The organism is Chryseobacterium gallinarum, from assembly GCF_001021975.1.
Taxonomy (GTDB): Bacteria; Bacteroidota; Bacteroidia; order Flavobacteriales; family Weeksellaceae; genus Chryseobacterium; species Chryseobacterium gallinarum.
In genome coordinates this window covers 50,119-76,539 of sequence record NZ_CP009928.1, presented here as the reverse complement: position 1 = coordinate 76,539, position 26,421 = coordinate 50,119, and the positions used below count along the sequence as shown (strand labels likewise).

General features: G+C 37.5%; 21 protein-coding genes. 7 read left to right on the top strand and 14 right to left on the bottom strand.

Annotated features, from left to right (window positions below; translation table 11 throughout):
- Positions 1-36: 36 nt before the first annotated feature.
- From OK18_RS00350 to OK18_RS21980, 3 genes are read right to left on the bottom strand one after another with little or no spacing between them, the layout of a single operon-like run.
- A complete protein-coding gene (locus OK18_RS00350) occupies positions 37-1,110 on the bottom strand; it encodes a DUF932 domain-containing protein (protein ID WP_053326681.1) in 1,074 nt (357 codons plus the stop codon).
- A gap of 58 nt (positions 1,111-1,168) precedes the next feature.
- Complete coding sequence (locus tag OK18_RS21985) at positions 1,169-1,381, bottom strand: hypothetical protein (RefSeq protein WP_449384757.1); 213 nt, start codon at positions 1,379-1,381, stop codon at positions 1,169-1,171.
- Positions 1,338-1,580: a single-stranded DNA-binding protein gene (locus OK18_RS21980; RefSeq protein WP_449384756.1), complete on the bottom strand. Its 243-nt coding sequence runs from the start codon at positions 1,578-1,580 to the stop codon at positions 1,338-1,340. The genes OK18_RS21985 and OK18_RS21980 overlap by 44 nt, the downstream gene beginning before the upstream one ends.
- Positions 1,581-2,730: 1,150 nt before the next feature.
- Between OK18_RS21980 and OK18_RS00335 the strand changes: the two genes are divergently transcribed.
- Positions 2,731-2,922, top strand: a complete 192-nt coding sequence (locus OK18_RS00335; protein ID WP_053326679.1) for a DUF3606 domain-containing protein — start codon at positions 2,731-2,733, stop codon at positions 2,920-2,922.
- Positions 2,923-2,968: 46 nt separating this feature from the next.
- Entirely contained in the window at positions 2,969-5,668 is a 2,700-nt protein-coding gene (gene ligD / locus OK18_RS00330) for a DNA ligase D (RefSeq protein WP_053326678.1), read from the top strand.
- Between the two features lie 267 nt (positions 5,669-5,935).
- On the opposite strand, the gene OK18_RS00325 is transcribed toward ligD, so the two are convergent.
- The 7 genes from OK18_RS00325 to mnmE all read right to left on the bottom strand — a co-directional run bounded on the left by OK18_RS00325 (position 5,936) and on the right by mnmE (position 12,777).
- Positions 5,936-6,637, bottom strand: a complete 702-nt coding sequence (locus tag OK18_RS00325; protein ID WP_156173185.1) for a hypothetical protein — start codon at positions 6,635-6,637, stop codon at positions 5,936-5,938.
- A gap of 11 nt (positions 6,638-6,648) precedes the next feature.
- A complete protein-coding gene (locus tag OK18_RS00320; protein WP_053326676.1) occupies positions 6,649-7,662 on the bottom strand; it encodes a hypothetical protein in 1,014 nt (337 codons plus the stop codon).
- Entirely contained in the window at positions 7,659-8,330 is a 672-nt protein-coding gene (locus OK18_RS00315) for a hypothetical protein (RefSeq protein ID WP_156173184.1), read from the bottom strand. Before OK18_RS00315 ends, OK18_RS00320 begins: the two co-directional genes overlap by 4 nt.
- A 431-nt stretch (positions 8,331-8,761) precedes the next feature.
- Entirely contained in the window at positions 8,762-9,103 is a 342-nt protein-coding gene (locus OK18_RS00305; RefSeq protein ID WP_053326673.1) for a helix-turn-helix domain-containing protein, read from the bottom strand.
- Between the two features lie 130 nt (positions 9,104-9,233).
- Complete coding sequence (locus OK18_RS00300; protein ID WP_082129101.1) at positions 9,234-10,406, bottom strand: site-specific integrase; 1,173 nt, start codon at positions 10,404-10,406, stop codon at positions 9,234-9,236.
- A 106-nt stretch (positions 10,407-10,512) separates the two neighbouring features.
- Complete coding sequence (locus OK18_RS00295) at positions 10,513-11,130, bottom strand: helix-turn-helix domain-containing protein (protein WP_053326672.1); 618 nt, start codon at positions 11,128-11,130, stop codon at positions 10,513-10,515.
- A gap of 261 nt (positions 11,131-11,391) precedes the next feature.
- Complete coding sequence (gene mnmE, locus OK18_RS00290) at positions 11,392-12,777, bottom strand: tRNA uridine-5-carboxymethylaminomethyl(34) synthesis GTPase MnmE (protein WP_053326671.1); 1,386 nt, start codon at positions 12,775-12,777, stop codon at positions 11,392-11,394.
- A gap of 534 nt (positions 12,778-13,311) precedes the next feature.
- Between mnmE and OK18_RS00285 the strand changes: the two genes are divergently transcribed.
- Positions 13,312-14,364 carry a hypothetical protein gene (locus OK18_RS00285; RefSeq protein WP_053326670.1) on the top strand — a complete coding sequence of 351 codons (1,053 nt, stop codon included), beginning with the start codon at positions 13,312-13,314 and terminating at the stop codon, positions 14,362-14,364.
- An 18-nt stretch (positions 14,365-14,382) separates the two neighbouring features.
- Positions 14,383-14,898: a hypothetical protein gene (locus OK18_RS00280; protein WP_053326669.1), complete on the top strand. Its 516-nt coding sequence runs from the start codon at positions 14,383-14,385 to the stop codon at positions 14,896-14,898.
- Between the two features lie 852 nt (positions 14,899-15,750).
- On the opposite strand, the gene OK18_RS00275 is transcribed toward OK18_RS00280, so the two are convergent.
- A complete protein-coding gene (locus OK18_RS00275; protein ID WP_053326668.1) occupies positions 15,751-17,163 on the bottom strand; it encodes a LuxR C-terminal-related transcriptional regulator in 1,413 nt (470 codons plus the stop codon).
- A gap of 253 nt (positions 17,164-17,416) precedes the next feature.
- Positions 17,417-17,887 (bottom strand): Lrp/AsnC family transcriptional regulator, encoded by a 471-nt coding sequence (locus OK18_RS00270; protein ID WP_053326667.1) that lies wholly within the window; start codon positions 17,885-17,887, stop codon positions 17,417-17,419.
- Between the two features lie 142 nt (positions 17,888-18,029).
- On the opposite strand from OK18_RS00270, the gene OK18_RS00265 reads away from it, so the two are divergent.
- The 3 genes from OK18_RS00265 to OK18_RS00255 all read left to right on the top strand — a co-directional run bounded on the left by OK18_RS00265 (position 18,030) and on the right by OK18_RS00255 (position 22,915).
- Positions 18,030-19,421: an MFS transporter gene (locus OK18_RS00265; protein ID WP_053326666.1), complete on the top strand. Its 1,392-nt coding sequence runs from the start codon at positions 18,030-18,032 to the stop codon at positions 19,419-19,421.
- 192 nt (positions 19,422-19,613) lie between these two features.
- Positions 19,614-20,363 (top strand): metallophosphoesterase, encoded by a 750-nt coding sequence (locus OK18_RS00260; RefSeq protein WP_050020237.1) that lies wholly within the window; start codon positions 19,614-19,616, stop codon positions 20,361-20,363.
- 389 nt (positions 20,364-20,752) lie between these two features.
- Positions 20,753-22,915 carry a TonB-dependent receptor domain-containing protein gene (locus OK18_RS00255; RefSeq protein ID WP_053326665.1) on the top strand — a complete coding sequence of 721 codons (2,163 nt, stop codon included), beginning with the start codon at positions 20,753-20,755 and terminating at the stop codon, positions 22,913-22,915.
- A gap of 168 nt (positions 22,916-23,083) precedes the next feature.
- Here the strand turns inward: OK18_RS00255 and OK18_RS00250 are convergent, their stop codons facing one another.
- Positions 23,084-25,345, bottom strand: a complete 2,262-nt coding sequence (locus tag OK18_RS00250; RefSeq protein ID WP_053326664.1) for a glycoside hydrolase family 3 C-terminal domain-containing protein — start codon at positions 25,343-25,345, stop codon at positions 23,084-23,086.
- A gap of 165 nt (positions 25,346-25,510) precedes the next feature.
- Entirely contained in the window at positions 25,511-26,317 is an 807-nt protein-coding gene (gene metQ / locus OK18_RS00245; protein WP_053326663.1) for a methionine ABC transporter substrate-binding lipoprotein MetQ, read from the bottom strand.
- Positions 26,318-26,421: the final 104 nt, after the last annotated feature.

The following is a 26,421-nucleotide window of genomic DNA, read 5'->3' as shown; positions in this document are numbered from 1 at the left end:
TGGCAGTGTATAGGACTGCCACCTGAGATTTTGTAATTAATTCATCTGAAAGACATCCGCTCCGATCTTCTCAAAAGCAGTGCATAGCTCAAATGCCTTCTGCGATTTCAATTGTGCTGTACCACCTAGTACAATACTCTTTAATTTGGCTTCCTTATCGCTGTAGTTTCGGACGTTCTGAAAGTAACCAGTTACGGCATTGTATGCTCCGAACAGCGTTCCTTTGGTTGTTTCCATAAGCTGGGTATCATTCATCATGGCGTAGGCAAAGGCATCATCCACGGTATTTTTGAACATGGTGGAAAGTTCCTCTTCCGCACCTTTTTTCAGCAGGTTATAAGTTTCCTTGTTGGGGCAAAGCGCGAGCTGGATGAGTTTACGGACTTCGCTGTCTTTCACTTTTATGGCCGTCCAATGATTGAAAATACCGTCCAGTTGCGTGGTCATGGTATTGGCAAGCCCCATCACTTTATGCGCATCATTTAGGCGTTGTTTTGCTCCTGCGGTATGCTTGATCCGCACGACGTTGCTCATGTTGCGAAGCGATGCGTTGAGTGTATTCTGACAGACAATACGAATAGGGGTAAAAGCAGCCGTAATGCTTCCGCTACCATCATGGGAGGTAGTCAGGAAGATGTATTTTTCAATGACATCATCTGAATTGCCAATGCGTATATAGTTCGGGAGCTTGGCAGTAATAAAAATACGTTCACCTTTTCCCAATGCGCCCGCAGTCTCGTATAAAATGCCACTTCCACCACCTACAATGGAATCGAAAAAAGTAAAGGCGTCTTTGTTCTGTACAATATGGTAGTCTTTGCCGACTACGCCCAGTACTTCATTGTTATCCGTGCGGATGTTGGCAAAATAGTTCGGAACTTCGATTTCCGTATCCTGAAGGACGATCCCGTCTGCAATCTGCACAATTCCTGAACCTTTGGTAAATAGTGGGCTTTTTTCTACTTCGTAGTCCAGTCCTGCGTGGCGGATGGCCTCCGCACTGGTCGGGTAGTCCTGCACGATTTGTCCCAAGCCGTGCCATGCCTTCTCTTTCACACTGAAAAATGAATATTTTCCTGTTCTGCTGTTGTAATTGATGTTGTGTGCCATGATCTGTGATTTTAAAGTGTTTTGGTTTAGTTAAGATTTAGCTGTTTGACTGAGTACCTTAAAATGGCAGTGGCTCATCGTCTTCAGTGGCAACGTTTTTCTGCACAGCTTTGCCTTGTTTTGTTTCTGTACTGGTTTGTACCGTTGTCTCATTGTTTTTCTGTGCAGGTTTTGCCAGTGGTTTAATGGATGAGGTATGGAAATTCAGCCCTGCTTTTGCCGTTCCGTCACTGGATACCCATGCCCTTGCACTTATACGTCCAGAGTTCAACGAGTAGCCCCTGGGATAGCCACGAAGCGACCTTTGGGGTCAGCCAGTAGGAGCAGTCCACGTACTCGGTTCGCTCGATGCGCTGCCCTTCTTTGTTTTTGTAAGTTTCGTTCACTGCGATGGAGAAGTTGACCACTTCCCGTCCGTTTGGTGCTTTGCTGACCTGTGCATCTTTTGTCAGTCTTCCGATGATGTTCATAACTTTTTGTTTTTAGTGTTATACAAGCCTGTTACTTTCGCTTCCTTTTCAGTCCTGCGGGCCGGCCCCAAATCATTTTTTTCAAAAGAAAAAACAGGAAAAAAAAGAAAGTCAATCAGGCCACCGGGCAATGGCGGAAGGCAAAAGGAAACGGAATAAAAGATGGGATGTGCCGATGGACTGTGTTTATGCCGTAGTCTTTTGCGGCATGGGGGTAGGCTGCCCGATGTACCTTTGAATGTCTTTTTCGACTGTTCTTTTGAAAGAATGATCCCCAAAATTCTTGTTATCTAAAAATTTTTAAGATTAAGAGCAATGTTATCCATAGGGAATTGGAAGGTGAACGTAAAGGCCTTGTGTGAGACAGCTTTCAATTTGCTATGTCGGGGAGCCAAAAAGCTCTTTTACGAATTGGGTAGGGAAAGGCTGGTAAATGTGCTTTGGCGCGGGCCTTGGTAGGGATAAATACGGTAAAAGCCTTATCGTAATGCAAAAATTTATTATTGCGTGAGTGATAGAAGCGGCATCCTTTTGTGGACAAAAGATACAGCGGATAGCACGGCCCTCGCCATCTTGGAGGTGGTGTAAGTCGGACAGGGAGGGACACGCCATTGATCATGATAGTGCCGTTGTGCGCTTTCATTTTAGTTGTAAAAGCATTGCTTACTGTCTTGACCTGCTTTTTGAGATGAATAGTTACTATTTTAGGCATGCCAAACAATTTCATTACCCATTCGGATGCAAAAAGTTGATTGTTTCGTCTACCTCGATATAGTATACCTTATGCGCGGACGGTGGGCCCAACGGGCTTACATATTCCACAGTAAGTACTAATTACGTGAATTCCCTAAGGATCTCCTATAGTAAGAATATGCAAAAGCCTTTTACGACCCTGTATTACCCTTAGGGCATCTTATAGGTATATCAAAACCTTTAGCCAGCCATTATTTTATGGTCCCTGACTTGAAAAACACTTGACTGTGCATGGTCTTGAGATGTAAGTATGTAAGAAAGACTGTGTGATAAGATGATCTGAAATTTAAAAAATGAACCAACGATTTGATTCCCAAAGTAGTTATTAATAGTACAACGGCTTAATATTTGTATTTTTTAAATTCACCAAAATATTAATTCTTAAAATCACCAAATCATGGCAGACAATAAATCGAAAAGGGGTAAATCCGACAGAAACAGAGTAAGCGGATCAGAAAATTACGAAATCCAATATTTTAAAGAAAAGCTTGGCGTAACTTCGCAGGCAGTTACGGGAGCCATACGTGCTACCGGATCAAACGATAGAAAGGTCCTGACTGAATATCTGAAAAAAAGACACGACAAATAAAGTCTTGTAACTTGCTACTTTCTTCAACCATCTAAGTTTAATCGCTATGGGCTTATCTAAATATCGTGAGAAGCGTTCAGAGGAGAACACCCCGGAACCTTTTGGCGGAAAACCAACAGGAACAGAACTTCGTTTTGTGGTACAAAAGCACGATGCTTCCCATTTGCATTATGATTTTCGCCTTGAAATGGACGGGGTACTGAAAAGCTGGGCGGTTCCTAAGGGGCCTTCGATGGACCCCAGTGTGAAACGTCTTGCGATGATGGTCGAGGATCATCCCTATGATTACCGGAATTTTGAAGGGATCATACCCAAAGGTCAATATGGAGGCGGAACGGTGATTGTGTGGGACGAAGGGACTTACGAACCAGCTGAAGGTAACCTGAAGGATGTATCGAAACAGGAAAAAGAACTTTTACACCAGCTCTATTCCGGCAAGCTTAAATTTAAGCTCAACGGCAAAAAGCTTAAAGGTGAATTTGCACTGGTGAAGGCCCACGGAAGGGGAGATAACGGCTGGCTCCTGATGAAACTTGACGATAAATACGCCAGTGAAAAAGATATTACGGCCAAAGATAAGTCGGTGATCTCGGGTAAAACCATTCCACAGATGGAAAAATCGCCTGATAAAGTTTATGGCGAAAATATTATCAAAAAGGACAGCACCGTAAAAGACAAGCGTTCAACAAAAAAGAAAGCAGCAGAACTTATCAATGACCAGCTGGAAGCAGTTCCTTCGGATAGTCCGAAAAACAAAGCAAACATACAGTCCTTACTAAAAAAGGCGCCGAAACAACGGTTCTATACCCATATCGAACCCATGCTTGCTACACTGGTCAATAAACCCTTTGACGATGAAGAATGGGTTTACGAGGTAAAGTGGGATGGCTACCGGGCTGTTGCTTTTATGCATAAAGGTGAAGTGGAACTGAAATCCCGTAACGACAAGAGCTTCAATGAGAAATTCTATCCGATCTATGATACTTTGAAAGCCTTGGAATTTGACGCCATACTGGACGGCGAGGTGGTTGTGCTGGGAGAAAGCGGTACCGCCAATTTCGGCTCCCTACAGAACTGGCGCAGTGAAGCCGATGGCGATCTGGTCTACTATGTTTTTGATATCCTGTGGTATCAGGGACACGATCTCACAGAGCTGACTCTTCTGGAACGTAAAGCTATTTTAAGAGAAATTCTCCCTAAAAATAACAGCATTCTGGTCAGCGAGCATTTTGAAACATCCGGTATACAATTTCTAGAGGAAGCCAGAAAGCTGGGACTGGAAGGGATCATGGCCAAGCGAAAGGAGAGCAGATACCATACACACAACCGGTCCAAAGACTGGTTAAAGATCAAAGCCAATAAGCGACAGGAAGTTGTGATCGGAGGATATACGCTTAACGATGATTCCAGTAAATTATTCAGCAGTATTCTGGTAGGCGTTTATGAAGGGAAGAAACTGATCTATACCGGTAAAGTCGGTACAGGCTTCAACGATAAAATGCAGAAGGAAATGATGAAACTTTTCAAACCGCTTATCACCGATAAAGTACCTTTCTCCGAAGAACCGGACGTCAATAAGCCTTCACGTTTTCGGCCAAATCCGCCACATGCAGCGGTCACCTGGCTGAAACCCGAGCTTGTCTGTGAGGTGAGCTGCACGGAGCTGACCAGCGACGGGATCATGCGGCATCCTTCGTTCGATGGCATGCGGGAGGATAAAAGCGCCAGAAAAGTTGTTCTGGAAGAAGAGGCACCGACTGAAAAGCTGGTAGAAGAAGGGGCAGACCGTATTGTTACGCCAGGTGCGAAAGGACAACGGAAAACCCTGTTAAACCCAAAAGATAAGACGCAGGTGCGGAAAATAAACCGTCATGAATTAAAGTTTAGCAATCTGGATAAGGTCTTCTGGTCAAAAGAAGGCATCACCAAACGTGACCTCATCAATTACTATTATCAGGCTGCTCCCTTTATATTGCCATACTTAAAAGGCCGTCCGCAGAGCATGAACCGTTTTCCCAATGGAATCGAAGGCGAAGGTTTTTACTTTAAGAATGTAACTGATACTGCTCCCGAATGGGCAGAAACGTACCTGTATCAAAGTGATGCTGATGATAAAGACCGTCATTACCTTGTGGGAAAAGATGAAGCAACGCTTCTTTACATGGCTAATCTGGGTTGTATAGAAATGAACCCCTGGAGCAGCACCGTTAAAAAGCCGGAGCATCCGAGCTTCTGTATCATCGATCTTGACCCCGATCAAAATTCATTCGATCAAGTGATCGAAGCCGCCCTGGTTACCAAGAGCATACTCGATGATATGGGCGTACCGAGCTACTGTAAAACCAGCGGTTCTACAGGACTACACATTTATATTCCCCTTGGCGGAAAATATACTTACGAGCAGTCGAAAGAGTTTGCCCGGGTCATTGTTACCCTTGTCCATAATGAGCTTCCCAGATTTACCAGTATAGAACGAGCTATCAAAGACCGGAAGGGAAAGATGTATCTTGATTTTTTACAGAACAGGCCCCATGCTACCATTGCAGCTGCATATTCCGTCAGGCCGAAACCGGGAGCCACTGTATCAATGCCGCTCCATTGGGATGAGGTCAAAGAAGGCTTGAAAATAAGCGATTTTCACATCCTGAATGCCATTGAAAGAATGCAGAGTGAGGGAGATATTTTCAAGCCCGTTCTAGGAAAAGGAATCGACTTAAAATCTATAGTTGACAAACATGCTCATTAAATTTATTTAAAATAATTTCTGATCTTATCCAGTTGTGCTGAGCCGTTATTGCTATCAAACTATTGTTTACCAATCAAAAATAACTTTCAATCTACTTCAATAATCAATGGCCAAACAATAGCAAATCAATTTACAGTGCCCTTGCTGCGTATTTGCTGATTGCACTGACGAGGTTTATTGCAGGCGAAAAAAAAAACTCCCCGACACGCACTGCTCGGGGAGTTTTTAATCTTTAAACTTAAATGTATTTAGCGGGTTTTATTGTTATTATCCTCCACCTCTTGTTCTTCCACCAGTGGTTCTTGTCGAACCACCACTACTTGATGTAGCTTCATTAAAAGTCCTTGTCTCTTGACCATTATCAAATTTTGTGCTCTCAATGAAATCCCTTGCAAATTTTGAACGTTCTTCGATCGGCAAATTTATTATAATAGTCCCTCTTAACCTTTCGGGTTTAGTTTTTGATAAGATATTAAAACTTATCAAGTTATCTTTCGGATTGTAAATAAAACTTCCATCAAGCTCACTATTCTTGACATATTCCACGACCAGATCTTCTCGGTTATCTAATGCGAAAATATAGTCGATAGTATATCCTGTTAATTCTTCAATACTTTTTGCAGGTACAGGTTGATTTGACCATGATATTTTTAATAATCCAAAATAGCGTACGCTCGTACCCCATGACGATCTAAGTGATTCTCCTTCAAGAGGTACAGCTACGCTATACATAATTTCGTGATATGACATCTTGTCGGATATTCTTTCTATGGAATTATCCATTAATTTGTTATATTTTGGATCAAAAAATTCGTCAGCGATCTTATCTGTTATTGAATCTATCTTTCTGACATCTGTAAGTCCATTTGTCCTATAATATTTGTTTGAGACCTTTGAAATTATATCCTGTTGTGCTAATAATCCTGTTGTGATAAACAGAAAAATTATAGTGGCAATAATATTTTTCATTTTTAATTTTTTTATGGTGTGCATGGATCTTTTAGAATTATATTTCCCTGACTGTCTCTTTGTACGGATTGATTCTTATCAAGGTCGCTTATTTTTTGCTTACTTAAATTAAACATTTTTCCATATAATGTTAGTAATACTTTTTCACCTCCTTTTTGATTGTCTGCGATAGAAGGAGGATCCCCGATGTTATTATTGACAAAGTAGTCCGTTAATAAATTTTTGTACTGAATGGTTGCTGCACTTTGTGCTTTGTTAAAATCTCCGGCCATGATCGAAAATAATAAAGCATTCTTTATTGTAACAGTATAAACATACTCCCCGCTTACAATGATGGATACAAAATTTTGTAGATAGTTCTGTATCTGGGAGGGTGGAATAGAACCATTATCGACCATTTTCATGATATTCATAGCGGGGTTGAAGAGATCAGATGGGCTGGGAGCGCCCCCACTAGGATGATTATGAATAAAACCTATTAAATATCCATCTACAGAATTCCAAGTAGGTTTAAAGCTTATACTATTTGTCTTATTATTGGTATATGGAGTTCCAGGCTTCGGCGTTCGTCCATCATTTGGATCATCAAGTTGCAATGGAACACCCCATTCTACATTTTTGTTCTTAATCAGAGCAATAGCGTCTCGGATAGCTTGGATTTTTGCTAGTTCGTTTGCCCTTTTCACACCATCACAATCAGAGAATTTGGCTTGTTGTAAAATCAATTGATTGGGTGTGGGCTCTACCGGGGCACCACCTATTGGCGCAATCAGGGTTGGCCAATAGTCAGGTAGATATATGGGGCTACTTGTTACTCCATAAACATCTATTTCGGGAAACACAAATTGCCCTTGGTCATTTTTCGGAAAATCATAGGTGTTGCCTGGGCCACCAAAGTCGCAGTTTTCACACCCGGGCATGCCTTCTACACAGATTATTCCGTCCTCTCCACAGATGTGGCTATATAGAATTTGAACAATTCCAATCAATGATATAAATAAGAAGATTTTATATATGGTTTTCATTTCTTTGTATGTGTTAGGTTCAGCTTTTTATCGTAAATCCTGTCAAACTGTCCGTTTGTTGCATGGAAGGCACTCTTAAATTCGCCGTCAATTGACCAAATGAAGGTGTAGCCCGTAAAATCTTCCGTGGAAACAAGGTCTTTATAGTCCGAATAATCATCGCCTTCAATGGTGGCAATTTTTTTTGATTTCATCTTTCGTTCCAAGTATTCTTTGTCCGGATGGACTTCAAAAAGGCAAGCCCTTACAGCGTGATCCATGTCATGCTGAAAACCGACTATCCTATAGCCTTTAGGATTCATTCCCTTTAGTATCGAACGGTTAACACTATTGTTTTTAAGGGGCACCATCATAACAGGATAGTCGGATACCCTTTTGTTTACATAATAGTTATCCCAATCAAACTCAAAGTTTACCGAGCTGTTGATAGAAGATGGGGAGCTGGATTTTATCGAGGCTTTTTTGCTGATTTTTTGGCTCGGCTCTGCCCATCTAACATTTAATTTCTTTTGGGTTGGATCAGAACTGACCAATTCTTTTACATCTTGAATAGTTAAGACATCTCCCTCTGAATTGATTTCCTGATGAATGTCGTCATGACGACATGACATCAATGCAAATGTCGCCAATCCAAAATACACTAGTTTTCGTCTTGTCATTTTTTTCATTTGTGATTCTTATTATTGATATATTAAGTTCTAATAGTTCTTTTTATATGACGATTGAAATAATAAATTGTCCCGAAATATTTTAAAATACTTTTGTATAAGCTGTTTCCCTAAAAAAGAGTGACAAAATTTAATTGGTTCTAAAACAAAAATTTTTTCCTTTCGGAAATAGCTTAAAGTTTACATTTTTGTTTTGGGAGACTTTTTGTTTGAAGTATCTAGTCATTTAGTTGGATATCGATGGCCCTCGCTTATTTTGGCCTCTCCATGTCTGTAGCAGCAAATAAAGATTCTGGCGCAACTTTCAGAAAACTGCGTTTTTATTCTCTGCGGAAGGCTGGTAAATGTGTTTGGCATCAAATACCAGCAGTTCAAGGGCAGTCGGTAAAAAAAAATCCTCCCAGTTTATGGAAGGACTACTATTTACCTCACTAACGCCATTTATTTTTTTCCATATTTTTTATAAAATCTTTTCCCTTTTCATTAATCTCAGCAAGTGAACTTTTTTTCCCTTCTTGAATCCATTCCAAAAGCTCGACTTTAGAAAAATGAAGTCTATTTCCCTTTTTGTAAAATGGAACCTCACGCAGACTGACTTTTGAATAAAGTGTAGGGAGAGATATTTTAAGAATTTTGCAAGCTTCCATTGCGCCTATAAACTCAATGTCAGTAAATTCGTTTTGTATTCGCTCCAACAAAATTTTTTCAATTTTATCCAGTCTATCTTCAATTCTTTTAAGAATGTTTGGAACCTGATCAAATGTATATTTCATATGTTCTTTTTTCCAATTTTATGACGGTTTTATCTTACATTTTTCTAATTGGTCTTCACTGTCTTAATTTGTCTACATATGGCACTATAAAATTATTTTGCGAGATTAAATCTCTTTTGCGAAGGAATTTCTAACAGTTCATAGTTGTAACTTGTTCCATTGAACTGTTTATATCTGAAATATTTTTACTGATATCATAAATGCTAAATTTTATTTTCTCCGAAGCTTCTTTTTTTAAGCTGTCAACTATTTTCGCATATATCTGGGTGGTTTTGATATCCTTATGTCCTAACAATTTTGAAACCGTATAGATATCAGTTCCAGAGGCGATTTGAAGTGTAGCAAACGTATGTCTGAAGCCATGAAAAGTAAAATGTTTTTCTATTCCTGCATTTATCAGCCACTTCTTTAATGAAGTCACTGTTTGATCATATTTTAATCCTGTAAAAACTTTAGAATCGGGCTCACCTCGATCTCCTAATAATTTTATCGTTTGATCTGATACTGGGTAATATTCGGCACTGTCGGTTTTTTCCTGCTTATATAGAATATAGTAATTTCCTTCTGATCCGTGAATTTCCTTCCATAATAGGGTTTCTACGTCTGAATAGCGAAAGCCTGTCATGGCAGAAAACAAACCTGCTTTTTTAACAATTTGATTTGGACAAAATGCGTTCGCCATTCTTTCCAGCTCATCCATAAATAGAAAAGGTCTATGGGTTTCCTGCGGGCTTATGCTTTCAATAATAGAGGCTAAATCTGTTGGTAAGAAGCGCTTTTTGAAGGCTTCTTCCAATGTTAGTTTGAATCTTCCAAAATAAGCTACTGCTGTGTTCTTTTTTATACTTATCTTAGATCTTCCAAGAGCCGGACCGGATAATAAATAATCAGCATACTCTTCGCATAAAGTCTCATTCAGCGCAGTAAAAGGGACATTTGAACCAGCAAATGCTTTAAAGTACCGAACAGACATTGTCCAATTATAACAGTTCTTTCTCTTAGCAGCTTGTTCTTCAAAGAAATCAAGAAAGTTTGATTTCATTTTGGCATCGGATATAAAATCAAATCTTCTGCTCTGTAGGTCTATTTGTCGCTGAGCCCTGATATATTCAGCTAATGCAAGAGTTTCTTTATTCAGTTCTTTCTCGATATCATTCTTCGGCCGCTTATAAATATATAGTTTTAAATATTGCTTGCGCTGCATTATTCCAGTATCCGGATTATAAATAGGGGGGTAAATCTCTAGATACAAGGATTGCCTACCTTGAGAAATAGGCTTCTTTCTTAATGTAACCTTCGACATAATATTTAGTTTATTGGTAATATTAATTAATGATATTGTGCATCAAGTATTTTATGTACTGAGAGGCATTATTTGGCGTAGTTGTGCCGATTGGTAGGCGTTTTGTTTACCCGCGATATTCGTTGAGAATTATTTTGTCCAATATGGGTTGTATTAATTTTCTTGGAATATAGACGAATCTACCTTTTTGAAATTTATAAATATTATGTCTTTTAATAAGGTTATCGAGTGAGGTCTGAGACAGCTTGTATTCTTTTAGAATCTGTCCAATTGTATAACAATCTTTCAATGGAGTGTATTTTAATTCCTCATCTGGGATAATGGTTTTTTGAATACTTTCCTTTTGTACTACGAATAAAGCGTCAATATCTTTTTTTAATATCCTTATTCGTCTTATAGAAAGATTTCCAGCAGGTAATCTACCTGATTTAATTAACCTGTAAACAGTTCGACGGTCACATTTTAGTAATACAGCGGCTTCTCGTACAGTTAGATAATCCAGCGTTTTAATATCAAAATAGGTGTCTGGATTTTGTTTCGGTTTAGATTGTTTTACTTCGATTTGTGAATCTGTTTTGCTTAGTTGCAAACGTAATTCTCTCACATTAGCCTTGTAAGCTCTCTGCGCGCACTTATGACAACAGTATTTTGTCACAGTGGTTCTGGCAATAAATTCAAGCCCGCAATGTTGGCAGAATTTGTTGATTTTGATGTTTGAACTCATAATATTTTATTTGTGGGAGTTCAATCATCGCTTAAGATACAATAAGATGCATTTAAATACAATAAGGTGCAATAAAGTACCTTAAGCGACATAATCTCTCCCGGATTAAAAAAAATAAAATATTAATCGTTGGAAGGGCAAATAGGGGGCAAATTGCGACAAACCAACCCAAATACATGAAAACCCATACAAAACCTGATATTTTGTAAGTAGTTGATAAATAGATGATTGGTTTGTTTTGGTTTGTTCTATTTTACCTATTTACTTGCCGATACAGAATTTCGAGAAGATATTTCCTAAAATTTCGTTATTTGTCACTTCACCTGAAATTGTCCCGAGGTGCTCTAATGCATTTCTCAATTCATAGGCCAGCAATTCTGTAGAGATCTGGAAAGAAATAGCTTCTTTTACTTTGTTGACGGCATCCAGGGATTTTTGTAAGGCTTCAAAATGACGTTGGTTAGTAATTACCACATTGCTTTCTTCAGATTGTAGCTGTTCTACATAAGAGGATAGTTCATTTTTTAGATCCTGGATATTCTGGTTCTCAACCGCGGAAATTTTAATAAAATCAAATTCATGAGCAATGGCATCTCTGAAAACGTCTTCTATAGCTTCGTATTGAGTAGGGATAACTTCATCAATCTTTGTAGCACAAATGATTAACTTCAGGTCTTCTCTCAATAAAGATCGGATCATTTCGATATCGTCCGAAAAATCTCTGGTAGCAGCATCTGCCAGATAAACCAGAATATTGGCATTTTCAACTTTTTCTTTGGCCTTTTTTACACCGATAGCCTCTATTTCATCTGCCGTTTCACGAAGTCCGGCCGTATCAATCAATCGGAAAGCATGACCCTTGATGTGTAAGACTTCCTCAATAGTATCCCTGGTGGTTCCGGCAATACTGCTTACAATAGCTCTTTCTTCTTTGAGAAGAGCATTCAGAAGTGTGGATTTGCCTGCATTGGGTTTTCCGATGATGGCAACGGCTGTTCCGTTTTTAATGGCATTTCCGTATTGGAAACTTTCAATAAGAGAATTGAGCTTCAACTCAATTTTATTCAATAAGCTGTTTAAGGCAGTTCTGTCTGCAAATTCTACATCTTCTTCTGCAAAATCCAGCTCAAGCTCAATGAGGGAGACGAAATTAAGGAGGTCTGTTCTTAATAACGAAATTTCATTGGTAATACCACCTTTCAATTGATTAATGGCCACTTTTCTGGAAGCCTCATTTTCGGAGGCTATTACATCAGCAATTGCTTCTGCCTGGGATAGGTCGATTCTTCCGTTAATAAAAGCGCGAAGAGTAAACTCTCCTGCTTTAGCCATTCTGGCTCCGTTTTTAATCAGGGTTTCAAGAATACGCTTTCCAATATGCGGTGAGCCGTGGAAAGCAATTTCCACAGAATTTTCTGTAGTAAAACTTTTAGGGGCCAGAAAAATTGATAACATGATTTCATCGATAGCTTCATCCCCATCCATAAAATATCCGTAATGAATGGTGTGGGATTTTTGTTTTTCCAGTTTTTTTGCCGGAAAACTTTTCTGTACTATGGGTAATGCATCATCGCCGGAAATCCTGATAATGCCTAAAGCACCTATTCCATTGGCTGTAGCCAGTGCACAAATAGTATCGTTATTCATGCTGCAAATTTACGTTTTTAAACCTAATTTACAGTCTTGGATTATATACATTATCTATTGTACCGATGAGCAATAATAAAAGATTATATATAGAAGTTTATTTTACTTAATAAAGCCGTTGAGGATCATAGTGTAGTATATGTGTAGAATAGGTGTATTCATTGAAAATATTTTAATTTCTATGAATTATTACAAAATTTCTAATCAATAGCTCTTTTCTATTAAGTTATATTTTAATGCTGAAAAGTAAATATTATATTGTTTTTTTAAATAATAGTTTATTTTTTTAACAATATGATTGAATTATATGTATTTTTATTATAATATTATTGTGTTGACTGTGTTTGTTTTAATCTCAACCTGGTGAATTTTATTTTTTTCACAAAAATAAAGATTGCTATCATATTTTAAGAATATTTAAAAATTAAACACCAGTTTGGTATATAAATTGTTTATTAGGCCCTCGGTAAATATAATAATGCTATGTAATTATTATTAAAATACGAATAAATTGTTAATTTAGTCTAAAACAATATGAATAACTTAATTTTTTCTAATATTAATAAGAAATTTATTTTTTTATTAATCCTTGCATTCTACAATGTTATAAGCGCTCAATGTATTCCGTATACCGGGCAGGTTATGGTCACCGGAAATACATATTGTCTGAATGGAAACCTTAGTGTAGGAACTACAATTGACATTCCTTTTGGAGCAACTCTTATAATTCAGTCTGGTCAACTGCAGTCTGTAAATATAGGTGTGAACGGAGTATTGGATATTAGTGATGGTGCCAGTGTAAGATCCACTGGTTCTATTACCATTGGGACATTTGGAACTCAGCAAAGCTCAAAAGTTAAGCTGGGTACGAAATCATTTTTATCGCTTACCGGGTCTGTTAACCAGGGAGATCCGTCTTTTATGGGAGCATTCCCGGGAACAACCTCTACACTGGAAATGGGAACAAATAGTGTGGTGGAGATTTGTGGTACTTTCAGTCAGCAATCTACAACCTATCCGTTTGTAAATTATGTAGGACTTCCTACCGGAAAAGCTTATTGCATTGCAAAAGCTGATGTAAGTGGTGGTGGCGCAGGATCCGTTCTCAGTAATGACAGTCAGATTATAGCTATTGCAATGGGACCTGTAACAAATCTTGGTCCCGGTAATGCCAGTTTCTGTGGCCCGAATGCAACAAAATTAATGTGTCCCGCTTTATGGCCTGAAGGTTTATCAGAAGACAAAAACGCGTGTGGTAATGCTCCTGTTATCATTGATGATATAGATGGAGTGTGTACAAAGCCGGCCGCTTCAGGAACACCGGATAGCTTTACTAAATTCGGAATTACTGTGCAGGAGAAGAGCAGTGTATGGCCGGAAAATATTCCCAATGGCTTTCTTGCTATGGAAGCTAAAGGAAAAGGGTTCGTTGTTACCAGGGTGCAGCATGTAAGCCAGACACCGCAACCCGGAGATGCTATTGCTGAACCAAAAGAAGGGATGCTTCTTTATGATATCCAGGATAAATGCATTAAGTTGTATAATGGAACTGAATGGAAGTGTATTCAAAGAAGCTGTAACGATTAATCTCATAATTTGTATACGATGAAAAATATAAAAAATATAAGTATAGCGGTTGCCTTGGTTGTTTTCAATTTTTCCTTTGCTCAGGTGGCTATCGGAAAAGATGTTGTGGAAGGAAGCAGCACTGTTTTGGATTTTAACAATGTTCCAGGAAACACAAAAGGATTGATTCTTCCGGCAACATCAGGGCTTCCTGCGGGAGCTTTGGTAAATGGAACATTTATTTTTGATGTGACCGATAATAAAGTAAAAGTTTACGAAAATGACACATGGGTGCTTTTATCTGATGCAGGAAACTCAAGTGCGGTTGTAATTAATAATTCAGCTGAAACAGGAAACGGGGTGATCGTTGGAGCCTCGTCTGCCAGTGCGGATGGAGTATTGGTGTTGGAATCACCGGATAAAGCAATGGTGCTTCCAAAGGTGGCAGCGCCTCACATTAATGTTAAAAACCCTTATCCGGGTATGATGTGTTATGATACTTCCAGTAAAACACTCGCTATATTTGATGGGGTGGTTTGGAATTACTGGAAATAAAACAGAAATATCAGTAAATAATCCATAATATTGTTGAGCAGCTATAGTTATGTATAGCTGTTTTTTTTATATGTGTCATGACCTGTCTGATAAAGTATTTTAAGCTTAGGGGATAAAAAAGAGAGATTACACAGGGATGGATGTAATCTCTCAGAATAAAACAAATAACGTAAGTTTATATCTTAAGTGGTGAATGAATGAAAATATTCTGGTTATGATATACGGCTTAAGATATATTTCATCGTAAAAATTGTGTTAATAGGCCTCTTTTGTTGTGTGTTTGTTATTGTTATTTGTTAGCTTGTAAATAAATCCCGCCCCTCCTGGATTTCATCATTTGTGTTTTGTTTTCATTTGTGTTGTTAATACTCTTTGTTAATCTGAAGTGTAGAGGGGCAGATTTAAAAAAATTAAAAGTTTTAAGGGTTTTGTTTTTTTTTTCAGTTTTATTTTTTGTTTCAATATTTATACGGCAAACATATTCTTAATGCTGAAAATTTCCAAAAAAACACATACGACATATCTATACTACATCTACATCCTTCAATGTAATTATTTGATTTAAAGTGTTTTAAAATTTATTTTATTCTGATCTTGTAACCAGTGTAGTGTAATGAAAAAGTAAAATTCCATTAAATAATATTATTTTTTGTCTAAAACAAATGCTCCTTTTTAAATAGAAATTGAAGTTTAGGAGTATATTTTTATATTTATTGTTGTGACCGGAAATGGATTTTCAAACTTTTTTATTTTGGCTGTTGACGAATTGTGCTGCACAACAATGTATATTGGATATAATAAAAAACCTGCTGTTAGGCAGGAATATAAGAGAGGTCAGTATATTAATAATAGTTATAGAGAGGTGAAAAAACTGTAAAGGTCTGTTTCTGAAGGGATATTGAGTTTTTTTCTAAGTCTGCCTTTCTTGGTTTGTACAGATCTGTGCTGGATATAGGTGATATCAGCAATGTCCTTTGATGAAAATCCAAGCCAGATCATTGCACACAAAGATAATTCGGATTTTGTAAGCTGTGGATTGATGTTTAAAATACTTTGAAATAAATCAGGGTTAACTTCTTCAACCCTTTTAACAAAATCAGGGTCATTGGTCTTTGCCAGCTGTAATAACTCTGTGAAATCTTCTTTGGAAATTCTTCCTTTTGTTTCTGCTTCTGTGTCAGACTTCTGTAAGTTCCTGCTTTCAGATTTTTGTTTTTTATTTCTCATATATAGGAAAATGGAAACTCCCAGAATAACCGTTATAAAACCTATGGAAATGAAGATGATATTGAAATTGTTTTTATTTTTCTTGTTAATGATTTCGCTTAAAGAAAGGTCTATTGCTTCGTTGCCAGATGATTTAAGGGTATTGTCTATCTGTTCAGCCTTTGAAGAATAAAATTCCTCCATGTCTTTATTGTTCAGCTTTTGATAGTTAGCTGCAATTTTTTGATAAATGAAAGGAAGTTTATTGATTCTTTTGGTTTTGACCAGGATTTCAGCTGCTTTTTTATAAAATTCAGCTGCTTTTTCATATTCTTTTTTCTCAGAAAGAAGGTCAGCATAATAAGAATACACAGTACCTTGTCTTACTGTACCAAACTCTGAAGATTTAAGAAGAGATAATGCCTTAGTGTTGTAAAATGTAGCGGAATCAATATTCCTGGTCTGCAGTAAATGATAATGGCCAAGCAACGAGCAGTTGAGGGCAGACGGGTCTATACTGAATCCTTTGTGGTAGTAGATTAATGCAGAATCTTTATTGATAGAGAAGATGAAATCAGCTCTCTGTTCATATGAGTTACTTAATAACCAGCTTCTTTCATTTAATTTTTCTCCATAATAAATAGCCTTTGCATTGTAACTTAAAGCGGTATTTTCCAGACCGGTGACGTAATTGAGCTGCCCATATTCATGGTAAAGTTTAGCATAAAGAAAATTATCATTAAGGTGATTGATGATGTTGCTTGCAGATTTGAGGTAATTGTGGCTGGTTTTGTATTGGCCCATGGTGGCATACATATTGGCAAGGTTGATATAGCCTAATGCTTCCCCTTTTTTATACCCTCTTTCTTTTGACTGTTTAATCGCTTCAATATTCAGGGCTATAAGTTCTGCATCTTTTCCTTCCAATCTTAGTTTTTCATTTTTATTGAGCAGTGTATTGTTGATTTCGTTGATATCTGTTTTTTTGTTACAGCTCCAAAGAAAAATTGCAATACAGCATAATAAAAGTACGCTGCGCTGGTCACTTACATATTTCATATTGTTAGTAAGGATTTGTTTTTTGAGGCAGGACAAATGGGCATAAATTGGATTTTATGCAAAGGGTAATGTAAAATGCCGGCAACTGATCCCAATTGCCTGAAGTAATAAATTTAATACTCATCATCTTTTTGTTGTTAGTAAATCTGCCGGTATTGGCAAATAAGTCCTACTAAGATAGTAAAAAAAATAATGAGTCAATAGTATAAATGATTAATTAAGACTGCAGATAAATGATTTTCGTGAAAATGATTTATATAATCTGAGTGCTTTCTTTAATACTGTTCATAACGAAAATACTTTTTGTCTGTCCGATACCGTCAATCTCTGAAAGTTTGTTGACAAAAAACTCATGGAATTCATCCATATTAGGTGAAAGGATTTTAAGCATAAAATCGAAATCTCCGCTAATATTATAGAATTCAACAACCTCTTTTAATTTACCTACTTCCTCAATAAATTGACCGGCTGTTTTTTTATTGTGAACATGTAAAGCAATCATGCAGATAACCATCATTCCTTTATTGACCTTTTTACGGTCTACAATAGTGGTGTACTCTTTAATAATGCCTGACTTTTCCATCCGTTTTATCCGTTCGTGGGTAGGAGTGGGGCTGAGATTAATTCTGGCTGAAATATCACGGACGCTCATTTTTGCATTTTTTTGAAGGAGACGGAGGATAGAGAGATCTTTTTCATCCGGATGGTAGTTTTCTGTTGCCATTTGTTCTGTTTTTATTGAATTAATTCGATAATTAAGTGTATTTGTTCTTTTGGACTAATACCATTTTTAATTTTGTTCCAAATTTAAAGTAAAATTTTCACATACGTCCTGTTAATATTAATTTTGCAGGAAATTTGAATATATGGATACAAGGAAGAATATAATATTAATTTTAGCATCGGTAGGAACTTTTGTAGAGGCTTTGGATATTGCCATTATTAATTTAACAATTCCTTCTATTCAGGAGCAGTTTCATATTGACGCCGGAACAGTTCAGTGGTTACAGACGTTGTATGTATTATTTTTCGGAGGATTTCTGATTATCGGTGGAAAGTTAGCTGACCAGATCGGACGAAAAAAGATATTCCTTCTGGGAGCTTTTATCTTTATGTTGACATCATTAGGGGCCGGTTTATCCGCGAATTTTGAAGTGCTGGCTGTATTTCGCGCCTTACAGGGATTGGGGGCAGCATTTGTAATGCCGGCAGCCTTATCCATTGTAACCAATACTTTCAGAGAAGAGCAGGAAAGAAATCGTGCAATCGGTATTTTTAGTTCTTTTGCAGCAATTGGCTCGGGGAGCGGTCTTTCCGTAGGAGGAATTATCAGTACCTACTTAAGCTGGCATTGGGTATTCCTGATTAATGTTCCTATTCTTTTGATAACATTAATTTTATCATACTATTATCTGCCGGTAGACGAGAGCAATGAAAAGGCCCAGAAAACTGATGTGGTCTCTGGTATATTAATGGTGTTGGGACTATTAAGTCTTACCTATGGAACGCATGAGCTTATCCATATTAAAGAACACCCTTTTCTGATAGCGGGGTCATTGATCATAGCGGTGGTTCTTTTGGTTATGACTTTCTACCGATTGAAAACCGTAGCTGAGCCATTATTTGATTTGACGCTGTTTAAACACAGATCTTTAGTGGTTTCTAATGCTGCTTTTTTTACACTGGGGGCATTTTTTATCGGCTTTTTGTTTCTGATTTCATTAATGCTGCAAAAAGATATGGGCTATAGTGCTGCATCTGCAGGATTGATGCTCGTTCCGTTTAGTATCTTGTCTGCTTTGACGGCTAAATTTATATTACCTCATATTTCAAAGAGATTAAACTCTTCACAAATGGGAGTTCTGGGGTGGCTTTTCATGTTAACGGGAGGTTTGTTATTGCTGATATCTGTGTATGTGGGGCATCCGTTGGCAGTCGCCTTGCTGGGTGCGGCTTGTATTTCAGGAATTGGGATGACATTTTGTTTTACGGCGCTTTCTGTATTGGGAATTCAGGATGTTGAACCGGCAAATTATGGATTGGCATCAAGTTTGAGTTCTACAAGCTACTTTCTGGGTGCCGGAATAGGATTGTCTTTCATGACATTAATGAGTCAGATTTTTCCATCGGAATTTTCGGTAGGAAGCCTGAATATTGTTATTTTGATCGGCTACGCTGTTGTAGCACTTGGAATATTATTCTATTTTATATTAAAAAGCTTAAAAATGGAACAGGCAAAAATAGCTGTTTCATCATAAGCGGCCTTAAAATTACACAAACTATATGAGGAAAGAATCGGCACGGGTGTCGGTTCTTTTTTATAAAGAAAAAAGTAATTGCAGCTGCAAAATCGCAAAAAAAAGCGGAAGGAGTCAATAAGTAGGATGAATTCTTTGTATACTTTTCTTATTACTTTCCACTATTTCGCTTTCCTTTTCTACTTTTGTGTCATGAAAATTCAAATCATCAGTGATCTTCATCAGGAATTTGGAAATACTGAATTATATTTCGGTAACTCAGATGTTGTAGTATTGGCTGGAGATATAAATCTTGGGACAAAAGGGATAGATTGGATTAAATCTAAAATCTCTAATAAACCGGTAGTATATATTTTGGGTAATCATGAATACTATAAAGGCTCCTACCCAAAAACACTTAATAAAATTAAAGATGCTGCCCAGGGTTCATCTATTTTTGTGCTTGAAAATTCCTTTGTAGATATTGATAAAGTACGGTTTCATGGAGCTACATTGTGGACAGATTTTTCCATTTTTGGAAATCCGGTTCAATATGGTATGCTATGTCAATCGAAAATGAATGATTATAAAATGATCAGGAGGGATCCATCTTATTCTAAAATGAGAACCCTGGATACTTTTAAAATTCATCAGCTTTCAAAATTATGGCTGGAAGAAAGTCTTGAAAATTCAAAAGAATTTAAAAATATAGTGATTACCCATCATGCTCCAAGTATTCAATCTGTTCCGGATCAATATAAGGAGGATCCGCTAACGGCAGCGTATGCATCCTGCCTTGAAGATTTGGTGATAAAATATCAGCCATTATACTGGATTCATGGGCATATTCATACGCCATGCAGGTATAGTATTGGAACAACGGAGGTGATTTGTAATCCCCATGGCTATATTGATGAAAAATACAATGGTTATGAGAAGGAACTTATTATTGAAGTTATCTAAGGAGTTGAGCAAAAGCCTAAGTATAACAATTGATTTGTCTTTGAAGTTTATTGTGCATTACGGAGCTTTTTAAGCATATTTTGAAGACTTTTGGTAATCTATTGATAAGTGTTTATATACTGGCAGTAAAATATTCGTATATTTTGTAATAAGTATTTTAAATTTTTTAGATAAATTTTAATTTCATAATAAATGTTTTTTTTAAGAATTTTTATTATGAAAGTAATTTATATTAGATTGCTTTAATGAATAGTTTGCATTGTTTTGTGTTTATGTTTGAGTTCTGTGTTTGTATCTTGTTGGGAATTAAGTGTTTATTTTATTTTTTTTCACATTTTGGTGTAACAAATTCATTATGATAGTGGTCTTATAGAATAAACTATAATTTTATGAGACTAATATTATTTCCCATAGCATTATTAACCGGCTTTTTGACTTTGGCCCAAACTCAGGAGAAGAAAGATACTGCAACAAAGCAGAAGGAAATTGAAGCTGTTACCCTTGTTGCCAGAAAACCTACCGTAGAATCCAAAGTAGACAGAACGGTTTTTAATGTTGCAAACAGTGCTATTCTCGCAGGGAATACAACATGGGATGTTCTTAGGATGACCCCTTTGATAAGCATTGATAATAATGATGCTGTAAAAGCGGAAGGACAGAACGTTACTGTATATATTAATGATAGAAAATCAGTCTTTACCGGTAAAGAATTAAAAGAATACCTGAAGACAATTCCGGCAGATAACCTGTTGAAAATCGAAGTAATTACGAGCCCGTCGTCGCGCTATGAAACTTCAGGATCAGTAATTAATATCGTTCTTAAAAAAAGGGATGATGAAGGATTGAAAGGGAGTATATCCCTCAACAACAGGCAAAGTACCAAAAATTCACAATACACGAATTTTAACCTGAATTATCACAAAAAGCGTTTTACCCAGACTTTTATAGGAAGCTATAATGACGGTGCATATGTCAATAAGAATGAGATTCTTAATAGCCGGTATGAAAATGACAGGGTATCCCGGTTAAGTCTTGAAACAGTATCCCGAAACGAGAGTCCGTCCCTTTCCTCAACTTCTGAATTTGAAATCAATGATAAAAATAATATCGGACTTGTTCTGGAATATTATCAAAACCGAAGCTTGTCATTTGGAGAGTCGGAGGGGTCAGAATCGATGAATGGTACCCTGAAAGATGCTTTTAATCAGACTCAGAATACATGGGGCTTTGGCCGGAATTTAGGGACCAATCTTTTCTATAAATATTATGATAAAGAAAAGAATAAAATCTTGGATATCAATGTCGGAACAAATTACTCGGGGAATAATGGTGATAATCTGATTAATAAAACAGGATTGTCAAATGTTCAGGAGTTGGGGGTAATCAGCAATAATGAAATGCGGAACTACTATCTGAAGATAGATTATACCCAGCCATTGGGGAAATCGGGAGGAACTCTTGAGGTAGGAGGGAAAACTGATTTTAATAACCACGCTATCCTTAATAACCTTTATGGGTTAAGTATCAATGACCAGAATTCAGAATATTATAATCTTGCGAGAAACGACAGGTTCCATTATGAGGATAATATCAGTTCTCTGTATGCCAATTATAGTAAAACATTTTTCGAAAAACTGGAAACGAGAATCGGCCTCCGCTATGAGTATATTGATTTTAAAGTAAGGCAGGATGTGGCAGGCACTGAGAGGAGGGATTCATATGGAACTTTTCTTCCTAATCTCTTGCTGAAATATACTTTTTCGGATAAATATGATGTGAGTCTTACTTATAACCGCAGTATCTGGCGACCATGGTATTCGGAATTCAATCCGTTCCTTGTTCCTGATATCAACGGAACGTATTCCAGAGGAAACTTATACCTTAATCCCAATCCGAATGACAGACTTTATCTGAAATTTGGAATTTTAAAAAAATATTTTATTTCCGCAAGGTATATGTACACGAATCAGGATTACTGGACAACCTATGTAACAGAGAATGGAAGAACGGTTTCTCTTCCGGGGAATTTTGATGGGAAAGTTCAGAAATATTACCTTTTTGCCAATACCAATCAGAATTTCCTGAAAAATAAGCTGAACGTGAATGTGGGATTTGGATGGTATTATATCGATAATAAAGACTTCAATGAAAAGAATCAACTTGGAGCTAAAAACTATATCAGTTACTGGGGCGGATCCGCAAATGTATCTTATACCAATCTTTTCAATAAGAATATTAACATAAGTGCATGGATGGAAATTGCGAATCAGAACAATGGGAATTCATATGCCAATAATACCAATGTTTTTCATAATATTTCAGTTACTAAAATATTTCCTAAAACACAAATGGAGCTCAGTATGCAGCTGATGAATATCTTTAAAAGGCCTTACGGTGATACCACAACGTACAGCCCGGATGGAACTTTTAGAGAATATTCAAAATGGGATTGGTATGGGGTTGCCCTTACTTTTGTAAAGCGTTTCGGGAACCAGAAAGTGAAAGAGAATACCAAAACAGATGTGGAAAAGAATTCCGGAGGTGGAAAATAAACAGAATTTTGTAAAATATAAAGCAGGTTCTGTTTGGAATCTGCTTTTGTTTTGAGCTTTAACCCCACGCAATTAAAAAGATTTCGCAGATTTTTAAATGTCAGGCTAATAAATAAAAAACAGATTCTCATTCAGGAATCTGTTTTTTGAATTTTCAATTATGAAAAATTATTGTAATGTAAATTTCACTTTTGTTTTAATTGCATCTGAAGAATTACCAATATGAGCTTCAAAATCACCAGGCTCGGCTATCCAATCATGTTTGCCGGCATCAAAAAAGCTTAGAGCTGTTTTATCAATTGTGAAAGTAACCTCTTTCTGCTCTCCGGGGTTCAAATATACTTTTTCAAAACCTTTCAGTTCTTTTACAGGGCGGGGAACAGAAGATTTTAAATCACTGATATAAAGCTGGACAACTTCAGCGCCTGCCTTTTTGCCGGTATTTTTTACGTTCACTGTAAAGGTAATGGTATCATTCCGGGAAATGGTTGTTTTATCTGCTTTTGCTTTTCCAAATTCAAATGTGGTATAGCTCAATCCATGTCCGAAACTGAACAATGGCTTTATATTTTTAGTGTCATGCCAACGGTAGCCTACAAAAATACCTTCATTATAAGTAATATTGATGGGGTTTTTCTGATCTTTCCCTTTTCCTGCAGCCAACTCATCCTTTTGTCCGGGATATTCTCCAAGTTGATGGGCTGAATTGTCTTCAAGTTTTACAGGGAATGTGAAAGGAAGTTTTCCTGACGGGTTGGTATCACCTGCTAAAACGGAAGCGATAGAATTGCCTGCTTCAGAACCTAAATACCAGGCCTGAACAACTGTGGGAACTTCCCTGATCCAGGGCATAGCTACTGCATTTCCTGATACTAAAACTACAGCCAGATTTTTATTGACTTTGGCCAGTGCTGAAATAAGCTGATCCTGATTGTAAGGTAATCCGTAACTTTTCCTGTCATTTCCTTCACTGTCCTGGAAATCTGCCTTATTAAGACCTCCCACGAAGATGACATAATCCGATTTTTTTGCCAATTCTACAGCTTCATTGAGCAATTCAGCCTCAGAGCGGGTGTCTTTCAAATCCTGCCCGGATTTCACACCATTATATTCACCTCCGATATCCCCTACATAGCCTCTAGCATACTGTACCTGTACCTGCTTACCAAACCTGGATCTGATTCCGTCTAAAGGCAGGGTTTCATATTTAACCTTTAATGAAGACGAACCTCCGCCTACAGTCATTATTTTAATGGCATTTTCTCCGATAACCGCTATTGTTTTTGCTTTATTGATATCGATCGGAAGAACATTTCCCTGGTTTTTTAATAAAACAATACCTTCTTCGCCAATTTTTCTGGCAACAGCTCTATGCTCTTCAGAAGCAATGTTTCCGAAAGGCTTGTTTCGATTCATTGTGGTTTTATAGGCAAGGTGGAGCAGTCTTGTTACTTTGTCATCAAGTTCCTTGGTTCCTACTTTTCCTGCTTTGATCAGGTCAAGATACGGTTTTGCGAGATAATAGTTGTCGTAGGCATTTTTAGTTCCCGCAGAAAGTCCGTTGGTCCATGATCCGAACTCAAGGTCAAGGCCATTGTGAATGGCTTGTTCTGTATTGTTTACAGCACCCCAGTCGGATACCACAACGCCTTTATAGTTCCATTCCTTTTTTAAAATGTCATTTAAAAGATATTGATTCTGGCTTGCATATTGACCTTTGTACATATCATAAGCCCCCATAATTGTCCAGGAATCTCCCTCAGTAACAGCTGCTTTAAACGGCGGAAGATAAATTTCATACAGTGTTCTGTCATCCACATTGACGTTGCTGGTGTGACGGAACATTTCCTGATTGTTAAGGGCAAAATGTTTTACAGAAGTTGCTACCCCGTTAGATTGCACTCCTTTGATATAGGGAACAACCATTTTGGAAGTGAGGTAAGGATCTTCCCCCATATATTCAAAATTCCTTCCGTTCAAGGGGGTTCTGTAAATATTAACCCCTGGTCCCAGAAGGATATCTTTTTTTCTGTAGCGGGCTTCCTCGCCCAAGGCTTTTCCGTAATTCCAGGACATTTTTTTATTCCATGTGGCAGATAAGGCGGTCAGGGCAGGATAGGCGATAATAGAGTCATTGGTCCATCCGGCCTGATCCCATTCATCCCACATGACTTCAGGTCGTACCCCATGAGGACCGTCTGTAGTCCAGAATTCCGGAATCCCTAATCTTGGTACGCCGGGGGAGCTAAATTTAGACTGCGCATGAAGCATGGCTATTTTCTCCTCCAGTGTCATTCGGGAAAGAGCATCCTGGACACGCTGTTCTACAGGCTTTGATTCATCTAAATAAACGGGTAGGGTAGTGCTCTGAGCCATATAAGAAACAGAAATAAAGGTGAATATACTTACGATGGCGGTTTTCTTTAACATAATGCCTTTTTATTTTGATTGAAAACAAAAATAAAGAAAATTTTTTATTTTCTCAATTTGAGATAATAAAAATTACCAATAAAAAAACTACTTCCAATCCGGAAGCAGCTTTTATATTAAAGTTGTGAGTGCAAAGAAAGTGAACAGGTAGCAGGGACTTCGCTACTACCAACCTTTCACCGCTCCTCCTTTGAAAATTTCTTTTGCTTTCTTTTCTACGGCATCAGATTCATAGGCCTTAACGAAATTTTTTACTTTCTGGCTGTTTTTGTTGTCTTGCCTTGCAACGATCACATTCACATATGGTGAATCTTTATCTTCAATGAGAATTCCTTGTTTTTCAGAATCCAGACCGGCCTGGGCTGCAAAATTGTTATTGATAATTCCTACTATAACATCCCTGTCATCCAGAACTCTTGGGATCTGTGCTCCTTCAATCTCCATGATTCTTAGTTGTTTCGGATTTTCAATAATATCAGTAACTTTAGGTAGTAAACCGACACCATCTTTTAGTTTCAACAATCCGCTTTTTTGCAATAAAAGTAAAGAACGTCCTCCATTAGTGGGGTCATTGGGAATTACGATTGTGTTTCCTTCCTGTAGTTCTCCAATATTTTTAATCTTTTTTGAATAGGCCACAATTGGGTATACAAAGGTATTTCCTACAGGTGCAAGGTTGTACCCCCGCTGTTTTGACTGCTCGGTTAAATAAGGAATGTGCTGAAAGGCATTTGCATCAATATCCCCATTGGTCAGGGCTTCATTAGGAACCACATAATCATTGAAAGGAATAAGTTCCACTTCAAGATTGTATTTTTCTTTAGCCACTTTTTTGGCTACTTCTGCAATTTCCTGTTCAGGCCCGTAAGTGATGCCTACCCTGATAAAGTTAGGGTCATCTTTTCTTCCGGAGCAGGCACTGAATAACAATACTCCTGCTGCTAATATTCCTAAGATTTTTATTTTTTTCATTCTTTTTATTTTAATGTTGTAAAGACAAAGAAGGCTGAAAGCAGTTGGGAAGAAAGATAAAGGGCAAAATTGCAAAATATAGTAGGCAATTTGTTAGTAGAAAA